Source organism: Chryseobacterium sp., from assembly GCF_022869225.1.
In the GTDB taxonomy this organism is placed as follows: Bacteria; Bacteroidota; Bacteroidia; order Flavobacteriales; family Weeksellaceae; genus Chryseobacterium.
This window is the reverse complement of record NZ_JALIHL010000001.1, coordinates 2,119,397-2,134,697: the sequence shown is the minus strand read 5'-3', so window position 1 is coordinate 2,134,697 and position 15,301 is coordinate 2,119,397. Positions and strand designations below refer to the sequence as shown.

The window sequence follows — 15,301 nt, the reverse complement described above, 5'->3', positions numbered from 1 at the left end:
GTGATGAATGATATCCTTAATGACGTAAAAATTATCCCCTACGAACCTCAGTACAAAGAAGCATTCAAGGCCTTAAATGAAGAATGGATCAAATCATTCTTTGTAATGGAAGCGAGTGATTATAAACTCCTGGATCATCCTGAAGAAAAGATTTTAGCTCAGGGAGGCTATATTGCTTTTGCTCTGCTGAATGACGAAGTGGTGGGAACCTGTGCCTTGGTGAAGGCGAATGCGGAACCACTTACTTTTGAGCTATCAAAAATGGCGGTCAGTCCTAAAGCTCAGGGAAAGAAAATCGGCTATCTGCTGGGGAATACTTTAGTAGAGAAAGCGAAAGAACTGGGGGCGGAGAAAGTATTTCTGGAAACCAATTCAATCCTGGGACCAGCGATCAGGCTGTACGAAAAATTAGGCTTTAAACATATGCCGGTTACCAATGCCGGATATGACCGCGTGGATGTACAGATGGAATTAGACCTCAAAATTGAGTGATAATAAAAAGATATTAGAACCCGGAAAAGCAATTTTAACATAGCGTTCATTTTGGAAAAGGGGAATCAATACATTGAAAATTATTATTGGAGACGAAAGAGGCTGAGAACGCAAACAGACTTTTTGCTCAATTCTAATTTTTCCTTTCTAAAAAAGTAAAATAAGGAAGCGGGGAGTATTTGTAAAACTTTTTTTCATGAGTGATTTCATTTTTTACCCTTTTGCCTTCTCAGCTTCCTATGCCTCTTGTCCATCCCGAGAAAATTTCCCTATTTTTGTAAAACTCGTTATTTCATTTATGAAAAAATTATTCTTATCGAAGACGAAACCAGTGTCGTGTCTTTTATTAAAAAGGGACTTCAGGAGAACGGATATGAAATTTCTGTAGCTTTTGACGGGCGTACCGGAGTACAGCTGGTGCAGGCCAACGATTTCGATTTGGTAATTTTAGACATTATGCTGCCGGAAATGAACGGGCTGGATGTTTGCAAAGAGATCCGGAAAACCAATCAGAGTGTGCCGATCCTGTTCTTAACAGCTTTAGGAACTTCTGAAAATATTGTGCTCGGCCTGGAAAGCGGCGGAGATGATTATCTGGTAAAGCCATTTAAATTTATTGAACTGGTAGCCCGTGTGAAGTCTCTCTTGAGAAGAAGCCACAACAACGGACCTCAGGAAACCATTGAACCGGAGCCGGATAATGAGCATGTATTTCAGTTTTCAGATCTGGCTGTAAACGATTATACTAAAAAAGTAACCCGTGGAGGAGAAGAAATTACCCTTACTTCCACAGAATACAAACTGCTGCTATATTTCCTGAATAACCCTGAAAAGGTGATCTCAAGAGCAGAAATCCTGGATGCGGTATGGGGCGTAAATTATGAGTTGGGAACTAATGTGGTAGATGTTTATGTGAATTATCTAAGAAAGAAACTGGACAGTCAGGATGATAATAAATTGATTCATACTGTAATAGGAATGGGCTATGTTTTGAAAAAATCTTGATGAATGTTTAATAAAGTGATCACAAATCAGACCAAAACAATGGTGCTTTTAATGTTGGTTTTTACTGCCATTATTTTGCTGTTCAGCGGATTGGTTTATTTTTCGATCGTTAATTTTTCTCACCAGAGATTTTATGAGTTGCTGAAAATCCGTACCACTACTATTGTTCAGATAGAAAAAAGTAAGGATCACCTGGATCTTCCGGAAAATTATATCCTCAACAGCCTGAATGATGAGGAACTTCCCATGGAAAAAGACTATGTTTTTGCCGTTCCTACCGATTCCAATTTCAAAAAAATATCGCAGGAAGTCCATATACCAGACTATTTCTTCAAGAATATTATCAAAGAAGGAGAGTCTAATTATAACGACAAGGAATTCTATTATATCGGCCAGAGTTTTAAGTATGATAATAAAGATTATATTGCAATCGCCTCTGCCAAAAACCACTATGTCGTTTATTATCTTGGGTTTTTAAAAAGGACGCTGCTTACGTGTATCGTTCTTTCTCTATTCTTCAGTATGATTTTTTCTTTCTACCTGTCGAAAACCTTATTTAAACCGATCTTAAAAATTACAGGAAAAGTAAAAGAGATCAGTTCTGAAAATCTTCATTTACGTTTAGAACCCCAGCCTGACAATAAAGAATTGAACGAGTTGGTAGATACCTTCAACGGGATGCTCAACCGTATTGAAACGTCTTTTGAAACCCAGAATCATTTGATCGGAAACGTTTCTCATGAACTGAGAACCCCTCTCACTTCAATAATGGGAGAAGCTGATGTAGCGCTTTCCATCAGCAGGACCTCAGAAGAATACAAAGAAACTCTGGAGATTATTCTGAATGAAGCTGAAAAACTTGACAAAAAGATTAAAGCTTTATTGATGATCGCTCAGACCGGATTTGACGGTAAGATCCAGAAAATGGATAAAGTGAGGATCGATCAGCTGCTTTGGGATGTTATTGAAACATTGAGAAGAATTGATACCCGGAATAATATCTATCTGGACATCAGCATGCTTCCGGATAACCCTAAAAAACTGAAGGTGCAGGGAAATGAGCAGCTGCTTCATCTGGCCGTTGCCAATATCATCAGTAATGGCTGTAAGTATTCTAACTTCCAGCAGGTGAGGGTTTCTCTGGGGGCCACAGATACAGATGTTTATATCATTGTCAAGGACAATGGGATAGGAATTCCCGAAGTGGAAATGGACAAGATCTACGATCCGTTTTTCAGGGCTTCCAATACAAACAATTATGAAGGCTACGGAATCGGGCTTCCGTTAGCAAGAAATATTGTAAGAATGCATCACGGGGAGCTTATCGTGAGCTCTCACGAAAATCAGGGAACTACGGTACAGATGCGTTTTCCGAACTTTTACAGTACACAGCAAGAGAACGGTTAAACCCAATAAGAAAATCGTGGAAAGTTGAAAAGGCAAATTGCTTTTTTGAAATATAAATAAAGGAACAGGCTGATAGAGAATAGCTTACACGTCTGTTCGCGATTTTTCCTTCCTCCATATTAATTCCCCTTAACAATTTTCTAATCTCATTCTAATCTCTTTAATCACATTTTAATTCCATTCCAAAGAGCTTCTAATTTGGTCGTTCTAGTTTTGTATCATCAAAAAAGATCAACACAAAACAAAATCATAAAGAACATGGCTAAAACAATTTTAATTGCTACAGATTATTCTCTTGAGTCATTGAATATATTGAAAAAGGTCCTGAAAGAAAAAGATGCTTCAGAGGACCAGAATACCTATAACATCCTTTTGGTTTCAGGATATGATTCCGGAGATTCTATAAGAGATCTTTTATTCAATACGAAGACTACCGTTTTCAATAAGATAAGACCTGAGGAATTCTGTGATGCTTATGGAATTATCAAGAATAAATATCCTCATTTGGTCAATAAGATCATCTGTGATGTCTTCACGGGAAGTTTTCAAAGAACATTCAACCAGTATGTAAAAGCAGAGCAGATAGAGGAAGCTTACTATTCTCCATCTATTAAAAGTAAAGGTAAAGGGATGTTTGATCTTATTCCTTATATCAAAAAATGCAGAGAACTTCAATCTCAGGAAATTAAGGTAGAGATCGTAGAAAGACTTCCGGAAAGAGGAAGGCTGGCAGAGATCTTTGTGGAAGTCTAAGAATAAAACACAATTAAAAATATAAAAATGTTAAGAAATTATAGTAACAGCAGGACACTGGGAGACAATATCAGGTTGGGGACGCTGACTGCCTTTACAGCAGGGACTATAAATATTGCATCCCTATTAATATTTCTCTCTTTTACATCGAACGTAACAGGACATTACGCTATTTTGGCGGCGGAAATCAGTAAGGCAAACTGGGGACAGGTGGCAGTAGTCGGCGGGTGGATCTTTTTATTCTTCTTCGGAAGTTTTCTGTCCAACTTTATTGTCATCAACTTCAATAAAAAGAGTAAATATTTTGCTCATGCAATGCCTATTGTCCTGGAAATTATATGTCTTCTCTTTGTAGGGGTATACGGACAGTTTTATTATCAAAAAACCCTTGAGGAAACAGAATATTTGGTTGCATTAATGCTTTTTGCTACCGGTCTTCAGAATGGATTGACCGCAAGTATCTCCAACTTTTCAGTAAAGACCACCCACCTTACAGGTACCACCACCGACCTGGGAATCCTGGTCTCTATGTTTACCCAGAAAAAATATCGGAAAAACGGAGAACTGACGGGAAGAGCAAAACTGCTGATGAGTATTATGGTCGCCTATGTGTTGGGAGCTGTATTCTCCGGATTGACTTATTATTACCTGGAATTCAGAGTCTTCTATGTGATCAGTGTGTGTCTTTTAATCGTCATTGGATATGATGCCTACAAAATCCATGTAAGACATTTTAATACCAAATACAGGTACAGCAGGATTTACAGAAAACCGAACCTGCTGGCCTATCTGTATGAAAAAATTCATGGAATTCCTACAAGAGAAAAGAAAAGAAAACTCATTTTTGAAGATTAAGTAGGCCGTACAATAGATATCACTATTAATTTTTTGTATAAACTAGCTGTGAATCAATCCTCTATTTGTGTGAAAACAATAGGGGATTGTTCTCTTTAAAAAACGGCTGTCATGAATGGTTTGAGACTCAGCATGTAGAAAGCTGTATTGTTGAAATGTTGATAATTAAATATTAATTCACGGTTTTAATGTTTTAATTCCCGTTTTCATTGACTATTTTTGTAAGTTGATTTACGTTTTTATGTCAGATATTATTCAACTTTTACCGGATCATGTAGCGAACCAAATTGCAGCGGGAGAAGTGGTGCAGAGGCCTGCATCCATTGTGAAGGAGCTTTTGGAGAACGCTATAGATGCAGATGCTGCGAAAATTGAACTGATCCTTCGGGACGCCGGAAAAAACCTGATTCAGGTGGTAGACGACGGAAAAGGAATGTCCGAAACAGACGCCAGAATGGCCTTTGAAAGACATGCCACATCTAAGATCCGAGGAACAGAAGATATCTTTAAGATCGTAACAAAAGGGTTTCGGGGAGAGGCGCTGGCTTCCATAGCCGCCGTTTCACAGGTTGAATTAAGAACAAAACAGAAAGACAGCTCTATTGGAACCAACATCTATATTGAAGGTGGAGTTTTCCAGTTTCAGGATCCGGTACAAACCGCTGAGGGATCTAATTTTTTAGTGAAAAACCTGTTCTATAATGTTCCGGCCAGAAGAAAGTTCCTGAAAAACAATAATATTGAATTCAGACATGCCATCGATGAGTTTCAACGTATTGCACTGGCACACGAAGGATTGGAATTTTCTTTATTTCATGACGACGAACCGGTTTTCAAACTGAGAAAAGGAAGTCAGATGCAGCGTATCGTTGATATTTTTGGAAGAAAACTGCAGCCCCAGCTGATTCCTATTAAAGAAGATATTATCTGGTGTAAGCTTCATGGATTTGTCGCTAAACCGGAAGGTGCCAAAAAGTCAAGAGGAGAACAGTTTCTTTTTGTTAACGGAAGATATTTTAAGAGTCCTTATTTCAATAAAGCGGTTCAGGAGGCTTTTGAAGGACTGCTTATGCCGGGGTATGTTCCGTCATTTTTCCTTTATCTGGAGCTTGATCCGGAGAAAATAGACGTTAATATACACCCCCAGAAAACTGAAGTGAAGTTTGAAGATGAACATCTTATTTTTGCCTTACTCCGTTCTACGATAAAGAGATCGCTGGGAATTTATAATGTGTCTCCAAGCCTCGATTTTGACAGAGATCCTGAGCTGGATGAAATGATGAATAAACCGATCCCAAGCAAAGGCAACGGAGGAGGAATGATCAGAATGCCTGAAATCATTGTAGATAAGGATTATAATCCGTTTTTGGAAGAAAAAACGGTTGTTCTTCCGGAAGAGATTCAGAATCTTACAGAAATGTACCATCAGAATATTACTGCGGAACCCTCAAAGATCAATCTGTTTGAAGATGAAGATTTTGATGAAGACCTGATGAGGCTTCCGAACGGATACTGGCTTTTCAATAAAGGAGATGTAACCTTGATGCTCGATTTGGGAAGGATGCACAGGCTGCTGGTTTCAGAAAACAACAGGTCGTCGTCTTCTGCAAAGAAATCCAGTACCAATAGTCATGCACTTTTGTTTTCTTTAGAGTACCATATGAACGAGATAGAAAAGAATAAATATAATTCTATCAAAAAATATCTTCCGGAATTAGGGTTTGACATGAAAATTGCTCATGAAAGTGTGCTGAGAATAGACTCGCTTCCTGAAGGATTAAAAGAAACCCAGGCGATGAAGTTCCTGGAGAACCTTTTTGAGATTCTGGAATATAAAACAGAAGAAGAGTTCATGCTCTATTACCAGAACCAGTGGAATAAAATGCAGTCGAAGTCCCGATTTGACTTTATTTATAAAAAAGATGCGGAACAGCTGATCAAAGATTTTACGGCATTAGGATTCCCTGAATTTTTACCGGATGGAAAACGATGCTTCTTTGAAGTACCATTTAATGATTTTAAAAACAAATTTTAAAGAATATGTTTAATAATATACCGCCGATTACAAGAAACATTATCATTATCAATGTCATTGTATTTATTGCTACCTCTTTACTTGGAAATCAGGTAATTGGTTATCTTGCCGGCTTTTATCCTTTTTCACCATTTTTCCATTCATGGCAGATCATTACCCATATGTTCATGCATGGAAGCATTATGCATATTTTATTCAATATGTTTACTCTATTCAGTTTTGGACCTATTCTGGAACAATCGCTGGGAGACAGACGCTATTTAATCATGTACTTTGCCAGCGGATTGGGAGCATTTTTTCTTTTCAACTTATGGAATTTTGTAGAAGTTCAGCAGATTTCCAATGAATTACAGCAGTTGGGATTCAATGTCGGTGCCTACATGTCCGGGGCCAGTGTACAATTTTCCGGAGCGTCAGATTCTATTCTTAGACAAAAAGAATTGTTAGAGAGCTTAAAAGGTATTGTTGCAACCCCCATGGTGGGAGCTTCCGGAGCCATTTTCGGAGTTGTAGCTGCTTTTGCGACATTATATCCCGATTCAAAAATCATGATGATGTTTATCCCAATCCCCATGAAGGTAAAATATCTGATGCCGATCATTATTGTTGTTTCTGTATACCTTGGTGTTTCCGGAAATGGAGGAGGGATTGCTCATTTGGCCCACGTTGGAGGGGCTTTGGTGGGCTGGCTGCTGGCAAGATACTGGAAAAAACATTTATACAGATTTAACTAGAATCATTCTGTGAAGATCTTCAGACTTATTATATTGGTAATACACCTGGGAATTTTATTTCTCTTATTAGGCAGTTTGCTGAATGCTTATGTTCCGCCTAAAATATTTCCGTGGTTTAATTTATTGTCCTTAGGATTTCCGGTTCTCATGATTGTGTATGTCATCCTGATTGTGTTTTGGATATTAAGCTGGAAAAAAAGGGCCTTTGTATTTATGTTTGCTGGTCTGGCGTTTATTAACCCTGTGAAAAGAATTGTTAATTTTTCTTCCGATAAAAAAGAAAAAGCAGACGTAAAAATAGTCTCCTTTAATGCGAAAGGAGGGCTTATGGGGCAAGAAGCAATAGGAAGGTATTTAAAATCTCAGGGAGCAGATGTCATCCTGTTGCAGGAAGGAAGAGGTGGTGATTTTCCAATGTTGGAAGATTACAAGAAGGTCACATCATCCGGAACCGTAACGATCTTGACTAAGCATAAAGTTTTGAGCAGCAAAGATATAGGTTCTCCTGATAAGAGTGAAATTATACCGGGGGTACAGGCTGATATTGAAATAAAGGGAAAAGTATATCGGTTTATTGATATATATCTTCACCCTTTTAAGTTTGAAAGAGATATGGTTACCCTTAACGGCAGCTCTGAAGCCAATGAGCAGAAGCTGAAAGATATTGTCAGAAGGCTTGTTCCCACCTTTAAAAAGCACCAGGACCAGGTAACCCTTATTCAGCATGCAGTCGAAAACTCACCCTATCCTGTTATCATGGCGGGAGATTTCAATTCTGTTCCTAATTCTTACGAATATTATCATCTGGTAGCAGGTCTTGAGGATGCTTTTTTAAACGCAGGAAAAGGCAGCGCAACCAGTTTTCATGATTATAAATTTCCAATAAGGATCGATTATATTTTTTCTTCAAAATCAATACCGGCCGTTTCTTATGTTGTAGACCGTTCCGTCAGACTTTCAGACCATTATCCTGTAATTTCTGAGTTTTCGTTAAACGGTCAATAATCATAAAAAAAGTTAAAATTTTGTTGCTTGGTAGGGTTTTTGCTTAAAAAAATACGTACCAAGACCGTTTTTTCATGAAGTCGAATCAGATACTGCTGTTTATACATATCGCTATTGTTGTTTTACTGCTATGTACGTTGGGAAATGCATGGATTCCGCCCAACTTTTTAGGGAATCTTAATCTACTTTCTCTGGGTTTCCCGTATCTGATATTGGCCCATATCATTCTTACCTTAATCTGGGTATTTAAAAAAAATAAAATAGCGATTGCTTTTGCATTAGGAACCTTTCTCTTTTACAACCCTATAAGAAGATGGGTTAATTTTTCTCCCAAAGCAGACAATATCAAAACCATACGGGATATTAAAGTGTTAACGTTTAATGTCAAATATGGGGATTATGGCTGGGACAAAGTGAAAGATTATATTAAAGAGCAAAATGCCGACATTATCCTGGTACAGGAAAAGGACACCAACCGGGCATTGAGACAGGATCTGGTAAAATATCCTTCAGTTATCCTTAAAACAAAACATAAAATTGTAAGACAGGCCGAGATTATTGAGGAAAAGGCAAGAGGAAACTCTTTCTATGCGGATGTAGATATTAATGGAAAAATCGTAAGAATTGTCAATGTCTACCTGGAACCTTTCAGGCTTCATAAATCAATGTTCACAAAGCTGGATGCTTTCGGAGCAGGCAATATATCCATGCTGCTATCCCATATGATTCCTACGTTTCAGGCTCATGAAGACCAGGTAAAAAAAATCAGAAAAGTAATTGATCTGTCTCCTTATCCTGTAATTTTAGCCGGAGATTTTAATTCTGTTCCCAATTCCTATGAGTACTATAATTTGGGAAAGGACCTTCAGGATGCCTTTTTGGTAGCAGGAAAGGGAAGTGCAAGCAGTTTTCATGACTATAAAGTTCCGTTGAGGATAGACTATATTTTCACTTCAAAATCAATTATTCCTTTGAGTTATAAAGTGGACCATTCTGTGAAATTATCGGATCATTATCCTGTAATTGCAGAATTTCTGCTAAATTAGTTCCATGAAAAATTTACTGTCTGCTGCTTTTGTTTCCGCGGTATTGTTCACAGCCTGTTCCAAGAAAGAATCTGCCGGCTTTGATGCTGAGCAGCAAGCTAAAATACAGTATGATACTGTAGCAATAGATTCATTTTCTACAGGAGCTGTTTCAGTAGATATCGCGAGAAAGATAAGAATGTCATCCCCCCAATATCTGGACTCGGTAAAACAGGCTAAAAAGCTTCAGGAAGAAGAGAAAAAGCTTAAAGAGGAACTCGATAAAGAAAAGCAAAAGAAGCTGGAGGACGAAAAGAAAAAGACAGAGGCAGAGAAAAAGCAGAAAACCTCAGATGCGACACCAGTAAATACCGGAGCTAAAACAGAATAATTGAAAAACATCATTAAAAATATAAAGTATGAGAAAACAAATTTTAGCAGCACTGATGATCTCAATATTCACAGTGGCCTGTACCAAATCCACAACAAAAACAGAACAGGTAGAAAACCCTGACGGATCAGTGACTACAACCACTACAACTGTTACAGAGACTCCTTCTCAGGTTGTGGATACATCGAAAGTCAATAAAGCAAAAGAAGATGTCAAAACAAAAGTAGACGAAGCCGGAAATAAAATTGACAATGCCGCTCAGAAAGCGAAAGATAAAATTGACGAGACTGCCGACAGGACAAAGCAGGATCTCAATAAGGCAGGACAGGACATCAAAACAGAAGCTAACAAGGTAGGAAAAGATGCAAAGGATGCCGCCAGAAAAGGAGCTTCAAAAGTAGAGGACGCTGCCAAAAAAATAAAAGAAGATTTAAGTAAATAAAAGAAACGCCGTTTGTATTAAACGGCGTTTTTTATAAAGTTTCGATGAAAGATGTCAAAGGTTGGTCTCTTTCCTGATTTAAAGTTCTCTGAATTGAAAAATACAGGGGGAGTATTTTGTCTTTAATAGCTTTGCTGTTCAACATCCGGCGTCTTTTTACTTATTTATTAAGCTCAAGCAGCGGGTCTATATATTCCCTGTCGTTGCTCAGCCGCGGTACTTTATTTTGCCCCCCAAGTTTTCCTTTAGACTCCAGCCAATGATAGAAAAGGTTGTGTTTGGCGATATGGACAATCGGTTTTTTTAATGTTATATTGTTGTATCTCTTCGCTTCGTAATCTGAATTTATAGTTTTCAGATGTTGATCAAAAGCATCGACAAAATGATCCAGGTTGTCCGGATGTTGGCTGAATTCAAAGATCCACTCATGGGCACCGCTTTCATTTTCTTTCATGAAAATAGGAGCTCCCGTGAAGTCTGTAACCAAAGCCCCCGTCGCTTCGCAGGCCTTGGAAAGGGCGGATTCTACATTGGTGATCATCAGCTCTTCCCCAAAAGCATTGATATAGTGTTTGGTCCTACCCGTTATTTTTATTCTGAAAGGATTGATTGAGGTAAACACAACGGTATCGCCAATAAGATATCTCCATAATCCTCCATTGGTGGTGATGACCATCGCATAATTTTTTCCTGTTTCTACCTCTTCAAGACTGACAACTTTCGGATTTGAACAATGGAACTCATCCATTGGAATAAACTCATAGAAGATCCCATAATCAAGCATAAGAAGCATTTCATCACTGTTTGATCTGTCCTGTATTCCAAAGAAGCCTTCAGAAGCATTGTATATTTCGTAGTAATTGATGTTTTTTCCGATGATATGCTTGTATTGCTCTCTGTAGGGCTTAAAACTTATTCCGCCGTGAAAAAAGACCTCTAAATTGGGCCACAGCTCTGAAATACTGCCTACTTCTGTTTCTTTCAATACTCTTTGAAGAAGAACCATCATCCAGCTCGGTACTCCGAGAATACTTCCGACATCTTCATTTTTCACTTCTGAAGTGATGGCTTTTAATTTGCTTTCCCACTCGGACATCAGAGAAACTTTTTTACTTGGGGTTGTTGTAATCTCGACCCAAAAAGGAAGATTATCGATCAGGATGGCAGAAAGATCTCCGAATTTAGTGTTAAAATCTGCATAGAGCTCAGAACTTCCTCCCAGTCTAAGGTTTTTGTTGGTGAAGAGCTGGTTTTCAGGATGATTATTGGCATAAATGGAAACCATATCCTTGCCTGCTTTCATATGGCAGTATTCAAGGCTTTCAGCAGATATAGGGATGAATTTGCTCTTGGCATTGGTTGTTCCTGATGATTTGGCGAAATGTTTAATCAATCCCGGCCAGCTTACATCTTTATATCCTTGCCTTGCCCTTTCAATATAAGGTTCAAAATCTTCATAAGTGACAATCGGAACTTTATTTTTAAAATCCTGATAACTTGAAATAGAATTAAACCCGTATAGTTTGCCATATTCGGTATCTTCAGCATGAAACAGCTGAGAAAAAAGTATTCCTTTCTGGGTTTCAATAGGATGATCCATGAAATTCTGTATCTGATCTATCCTTTGACGGATAAACCAGTTGACTACAGTATTGAAAAGTGCTTTGGTTGCCATTCCAACAAATATAATAATATTTGATTTTTCAGAGAATTTTTTATCCGGTTAAATAAAAAAACCGCTACAATTTGTAACGGTTTATCATTTAGATTTATTGTTTCTTAGCAATATTCGTCATAAGCAGCCTGAAGGTTAGCAGCGATAGCTCCTGCAGGATTTCCTTCAATGTGGTGTCTTTCAAGCATGTGAACCAATTCTCCGTCTTTGAAAAGAGCTACACATGGAGAGCTTGGAGGGAATGGAGCAAGGTGTTTTCTTGCTTCTGCTACTGCCTCTGTATCAAACCCGGCAAAAACTGTAGTCAAATGATCAGGCTTCTTATCTCCTGTTAAAGAGTATACTACTCCTGGTCTTGCAGCACCTGCAGCACAGCCGCATACCGAATTGATGACCAAAAGGGTAGTCCCCGATTGTTTCAAAGCCTCTTCTACTTGAGAAGGAGTTGTTAAATCCTGGAAACCTTTATCTGTAAGTTCAGCCTTCATTGGCATTACTAAATCTGTTGGATACATATATTTTGTTTTTTTTTATCTGTACAAAGTTAAACAATTCTTTACGTTTGTTCAATATATAATAACTATCAATAGATTAGTCAGATAAAATTAACAGAATACTAATATTTCAACAATATTCAAAAAATTATGAATTAAAAATAGGGATAACAAAATATTTTTATTAAATTTGAAATGATTCTGAAAAAACAAGCGACCATGAAAAAAACATTTACGGCTTTCCCTCAAGCAATCCAATTATTTAATGCTGTCTGAAAATGGCAGCAAAGTAAAATCTTTTTCAGTTTTCGGTAAAAACTGGATAATACATCTGAATATCCAATACAAAAATGAATCCCGAGACCAAAAGTCCCGGGATTCTTTAATCAAATCGATATGCAAAGGTTGAATATCCTTATAAAATTGTTGAAATCAATACGTTGAGAGTTGATGGTTTTTTTGTCAACTTTCAACTTTGACGGTCAACTAAGAAAGAAGCTTTTTAGCCATCTCGGAAATGCTCTTTCCGTCTGATTTTCCGGCCAATGCCTTTGAGGCAGCTCCCATTACCTTCCCTAAATCCTTAATAGACTCAGCGCCGGTTTCAGAAATAATGTTTTTTATTTCTGACTCTAATTCTTCAGCAGAAAGCTGTTTAGGCAGAAACTGCTCAATCACTTTCATCTGTGCTTCTTCAACTTCTGCCAGATCCTGTCTGCCCTGAGCGGCAAACTGTTCAAAAGAGTCTTTACGCTGTTTGATCATTCTCTGAAGAATAGCAATTTCCTGTTCTGCAGAAACTTCAGCACCTTTTGCTTCCGTTTTCAGGAGAAGAATTTGAGATTTTACAGCACGAAGAGAGTCCAGGGCCACTCTGTCTTTTTCTCTCATTGCTGTTTTTATAGCTTCGCTTATTGTATTTTCTAAACTCATGTTTTTATGCTTTTGATTTTGACTATCGGCAGTTGTGTATTAGCTTTGGATAGGGCTTAAAAAAGCCATTCACTAACAGCCAGCTGCCAACAGCATTTAATCTACGTCTTTGTTTAGGAATCTGTTTTCTCTGATCTGCATGGAACCATTGTTGTCAGACAGGTACGTGTTGATGTTCTGGTCTGAAGCATTTGTTCCGTCGATCGAAATATTTTTCCTTTTGAAAGCAGGAATAGATTCAAATTCACTGGTGCTGTCAAAGCTTTGATAGCGTGAGTTGAATTCTTTTAATTTATTTCTTCTTTCCAAAACTCTTTCCTGATCTACCGCTTTATTCACGAAAGTGAACTCTGAGTCAGCAGGTTTTGGAGTTTCAATTTCTTTTTTGTTTTCAAAAACCGGTTTTGATTCGGCTTTGGGCTCTTCCTGCTTTTGGAAGAATGGTTCCACCTTTTGTGCGGGTTCTGCTACAGCACTGGCCGGCGTATTGAATTCCGCTTTCGGCTGCCCGAAATCAGGCTTAGGTTCATTTTTGTTAGGCTCATTCACAAAGAAGCTGAATTCAACAGGTTTTTCCTCTCTAAAAGAATTGTTGAACGTATTCCCTGGCTGAGGCTCTTCTTTTTTATTTTCAAAATCAAATGAGAAAGACTGAATTTCCAAATCGTTTGGATCTTCTCCATCTTCATCTTCAATAGAAAATAAGCTGTATTCGTCCTGCTCGTTGTCTTCTCCATTTCTCCAGCTTTGTTCAGGCGTATTCAGTGTATCTTCCTCTTTATCAAAGAATTTTATTTCTGTTTTGATCTCCTCTTCTTCAATAATCATTTTTTTTTCAGAAGAAGTAACGTTGAACGGAGCCTCATGGTCCTCGTCATCCAGTCTGAAAAGGTTCTTTCCTCCGAAATCACGTGTTGCTTCAGGCGCAGACTCTCTTTCTTCCCTGGTTTTGAAAGGAGATGTTTTTGGGCTTTCAAAGCTGTCATTAAGGCTGATTCTGATCTTTTCCGTAGGGCCGGCAAACTTTTTGTTGTCATTAGAGAATCCTGTAGCGATAACAAGAACACTTACAGCATCTCCCAATTCTTCATCGGCACCCACCCCGAAAATGATATCAGCGGTATTTCCTGCTTCTTTCTGGATGTGGTCCATAATGATACCGATTTCATCCATAGTAACCTCTTCAGCACCACTTCTGATCAGCAACAGTACATTTTTGGCTCCTGTGATCTTATTGTCATTTAATAACGGGGAATCAAGGGCTTTTCTTACAGCTTCTTCAGCTTTATTTTCACCTGAAGCTGTTCCTGTGGACATCAGAGCCGTCCCGGAATTTTGAAGCACTGATTTGGCATCTCTAAAGTCAATATTGACATCAAAGTAACCGGTAATAACTTCTGCCATCCCTTTGGCGGCATTGGTTAACACTTCATCGGCTTTCGAGAATCCCTGCTTGAATCCAAGGTTTCCGAACTGCTGTCTCAGTTTATCATTGTTGATCACAATTAATGAGTCAACATTATTTCTTAATTTGTCAAGACCATTTTCGGCCTGTTCCAATCTTCTTTTTCCTTCAAAGCTGAAAGGAACGGTAACGATACCTACCGTTAAGATTCCCATATCTTTTGCGACTTTGGCAATGACGGGAGCCGCTCCGGTACCTGTACCACCACCCATTCCGGCAGTGATGAACACCATTTTGGTGTTCTGTCCCATAGCAGCCTTGATATCTTCAATACTTTCAATTGCTGATTTTTCTCCCACTTCAGGGTCGGCACCAGCACCAAGACCTTCCGTAATGGTCGTTCCAAGCTGAACTTTATTCGCAACAGGGTTATTATCTAATGTTTGAGCATCCGTATTACAGATCACGAAGTCTACTCCGTGAATACCTTTTTCGTACATGTGCTTTAGGGCGTTGTTCCCCCCGCCACCTACACCGATTACTTTTATGATCGATGAATTTCCTTTTGGTAAATCAAATGAAAATCCTTGTGTACCTATATTTTCCATAACTATACTTTTTACAATTGATGAATGATACATGAAGATAGA

Annotated in this window: 15 protein-coding genes; 11 read left to right on the top strand and 4 right to left on the bottom strand. The window is 38.3% G+C overall.

Annotation, left to right across the window (positions count from 1 at the left end; genetic code table 11):
• Positions 1-3 precede the first annotated feature (3 nt).
• The 11 genes from MUW56_RS09925 (at position 4) to MUW56_RS09875 (ending at position 10,144) form a co-directional block, all read left to right on the top strand.
• Positions 4-492, top strand: a complete 489-nt coding sequence (locus tag MUW56_RS09925; protein ID WP_292013040.1) for a GNAT family N-acetyltransferase — start codon at positions 4-6, stop codon at positions 490-492.
• A 294-nt stretch (positions 493-786) separates the two neighbouring features.
• On the top strand, positions 787-1,497 hold the full coding sequence (locus MUW56_RS09920) for a response regulator transcription factor (protein WP_292015401.1): 711 nt from the start codon (positions 787-789) through the stop codon (positions 1,495-1,497).
• Between the two features lie 3 nt (positions 1,498-1,500).
• The gene (locus tag MUW56_RS09915; RefSeq protein WP_292013039.1) at positions 1,501-2,904 is read left to right on the top strand and encodes a HAMP domain-containing sensor histidine kinase; all 1,404 of its coding nucleotides are present in this window, start codon (positions 1,501-1,503) and stop codon (positions 2,902-2,904) included.
• Between the two features lie 258 nt (positions 2,905-3,162).
• Positions 3,163-3,657, top strand: coding sequence for a hypothetical protein (locus MUW56_RS09910; protein ID WP_292013038.1), 495 nt, complete (start codon positions 3,163-3,165; stop codon positions 3,655-3,657).
• Between the two features lie 27 nt (positions 3,658-3,684).
• Complete coding sequence (locus MUW56_RS09905; RefSeq protein WP_292013037.1) at positions 3,685-4,512, top strand: YoaK family protein; 828 nt, start codon at positions 3,685-3,687, stop codon at positions 4,510-4,512.
• Positions 4,513-4,753: 241 nt separating this feature from the next.
• The gene (gene mutL / locus MUW56_RS09900) at positions 4,754-6,547 is read left to right on the top strand and encodes a DNA mismatch repair endonuclease MutL (protein WP_292013036.1); all 1,794 of its coding nucleotides are present in this window, start codon (positions 4,754-4,756) and stop codon (positions 6,545-6,547) included.
• A gap of 5 nt (positions 6,548-6,552) precedes the next feature.
• Positions 6,553-7,281: a rhomboid family intramembrane serine protease gene (locus tag MUW56_RS09895; protein ID WP_292013035.1), complete on the top strand. Its 729-nt coding sequence runs from the start codon at positions 6,553-6,555 to the stop codon at positions 7,279-7,281.
• Between the two features lie 9 nt (positions 7,282-7,290).
• A complete protein-coding gene (locus MUW56_RS09890; RefSeq protein WP_292013034.1) occupies positions 7,291-8,286 on the top strand; it encodes an endonuclease/exonuclease/phosphatase family protein in 996 nt (331 codons plus the stop codon).
• Positions 8,287-8,360: 74 nt separating this feature from the next.
• Positions 8,361-9,332: an endonuclease/exonuclease/phosphatase family protein gene (locus MUW56_RS09885; protein ID WP_292013033.1), complete on the top strand. Its 972-nt coding sequence runs from the start codon at positions 8,361-8,363 to the stop codon at positions 9,330-9,332.
• Positions 9,333-9,336: 4 nt separating this feature from the next.
• Positions 9,337-9,702, top strand: a complete 366-nt coding sequence (locus MUW56_RS09880; protein ID WP_292013032.1) for a hypothetical protein — start codon at positions 9,337-9,339, stop codon at positions 9,700-9,702.
• Between the two features lie 28 nt (positions 9,703-9,730).
• Complete coding sequence (locus MUW56_RS09875; RefSeq protein WP_292013031.1) at positions 9,731-10,144, top strand: hypothetical protein; 414 nt, start codon at positions 9,731-9,733, stop codon at positions 10,142-10,144.
• Between the two features lie 160 nt (positions 10,145-10,304).
• On the opposite strand, the gene MUW56_RS09870 is transcribed toward MUW56_RS09875, so the two are convergent.
• The 4 genes from MUW56_RS09870 to ftsZ all read right to left on the bottom strand — a co-directional run bounded on the left by MUW56_RS09870 (position 10,305) and on the right by ftsZ (position 15,259).
• Complete coding sequence (locus MUW56_RS09870; RefSeq protein ID WP_292013030.1) at positions 10,305-11,819, bottom strand: GH3 auxin-responsive promoter family protein; 1,515 nt, start codon at positions 11,817-11,819, stop codon at positions 10,305-10,307.
• 104 nt (positions 11,820-11,923) lie between these two features.
• Positions 11,924-12,334, bottom strand: coding sequence for a BrxA/BrxB family bacilliredoxin (locus MUW56_RS09865; protein ID WP_050021798.1), 411 nt, complete (start codon positions 12,332-12,334; stop codon positions 11,924-11,926).
• A 465-nt stretch (positions 12,335-12,799) separates the two neighbouring features.
• Complete coding sequence (locus MUW56_RS09860; RefSeq protein WP_292013029.1) at positions 12,800-13,246, bottom strand: GatB/YqeY domain-containing protein; 447 nt, start codon at positions 13,244-13,246, stop codon at positions 12,800-12,802.
• A 96-nt stretch (positions 13,247-13,342) separates the two neighbouring features.
• Complete coding sequence (gene ftsZ / locus MUW56_RS09855; RefSeq protein ID WP_292013028.1) at positions 13,343-15,259, bottom strand: cell division protein FtsZ; 1,917 nt, start codon at positions 15,257-15,259, stop codon at positions 13,343-13,345.
• Positions 15,260-15,301 lie beyond the last annotated feature (42 nt).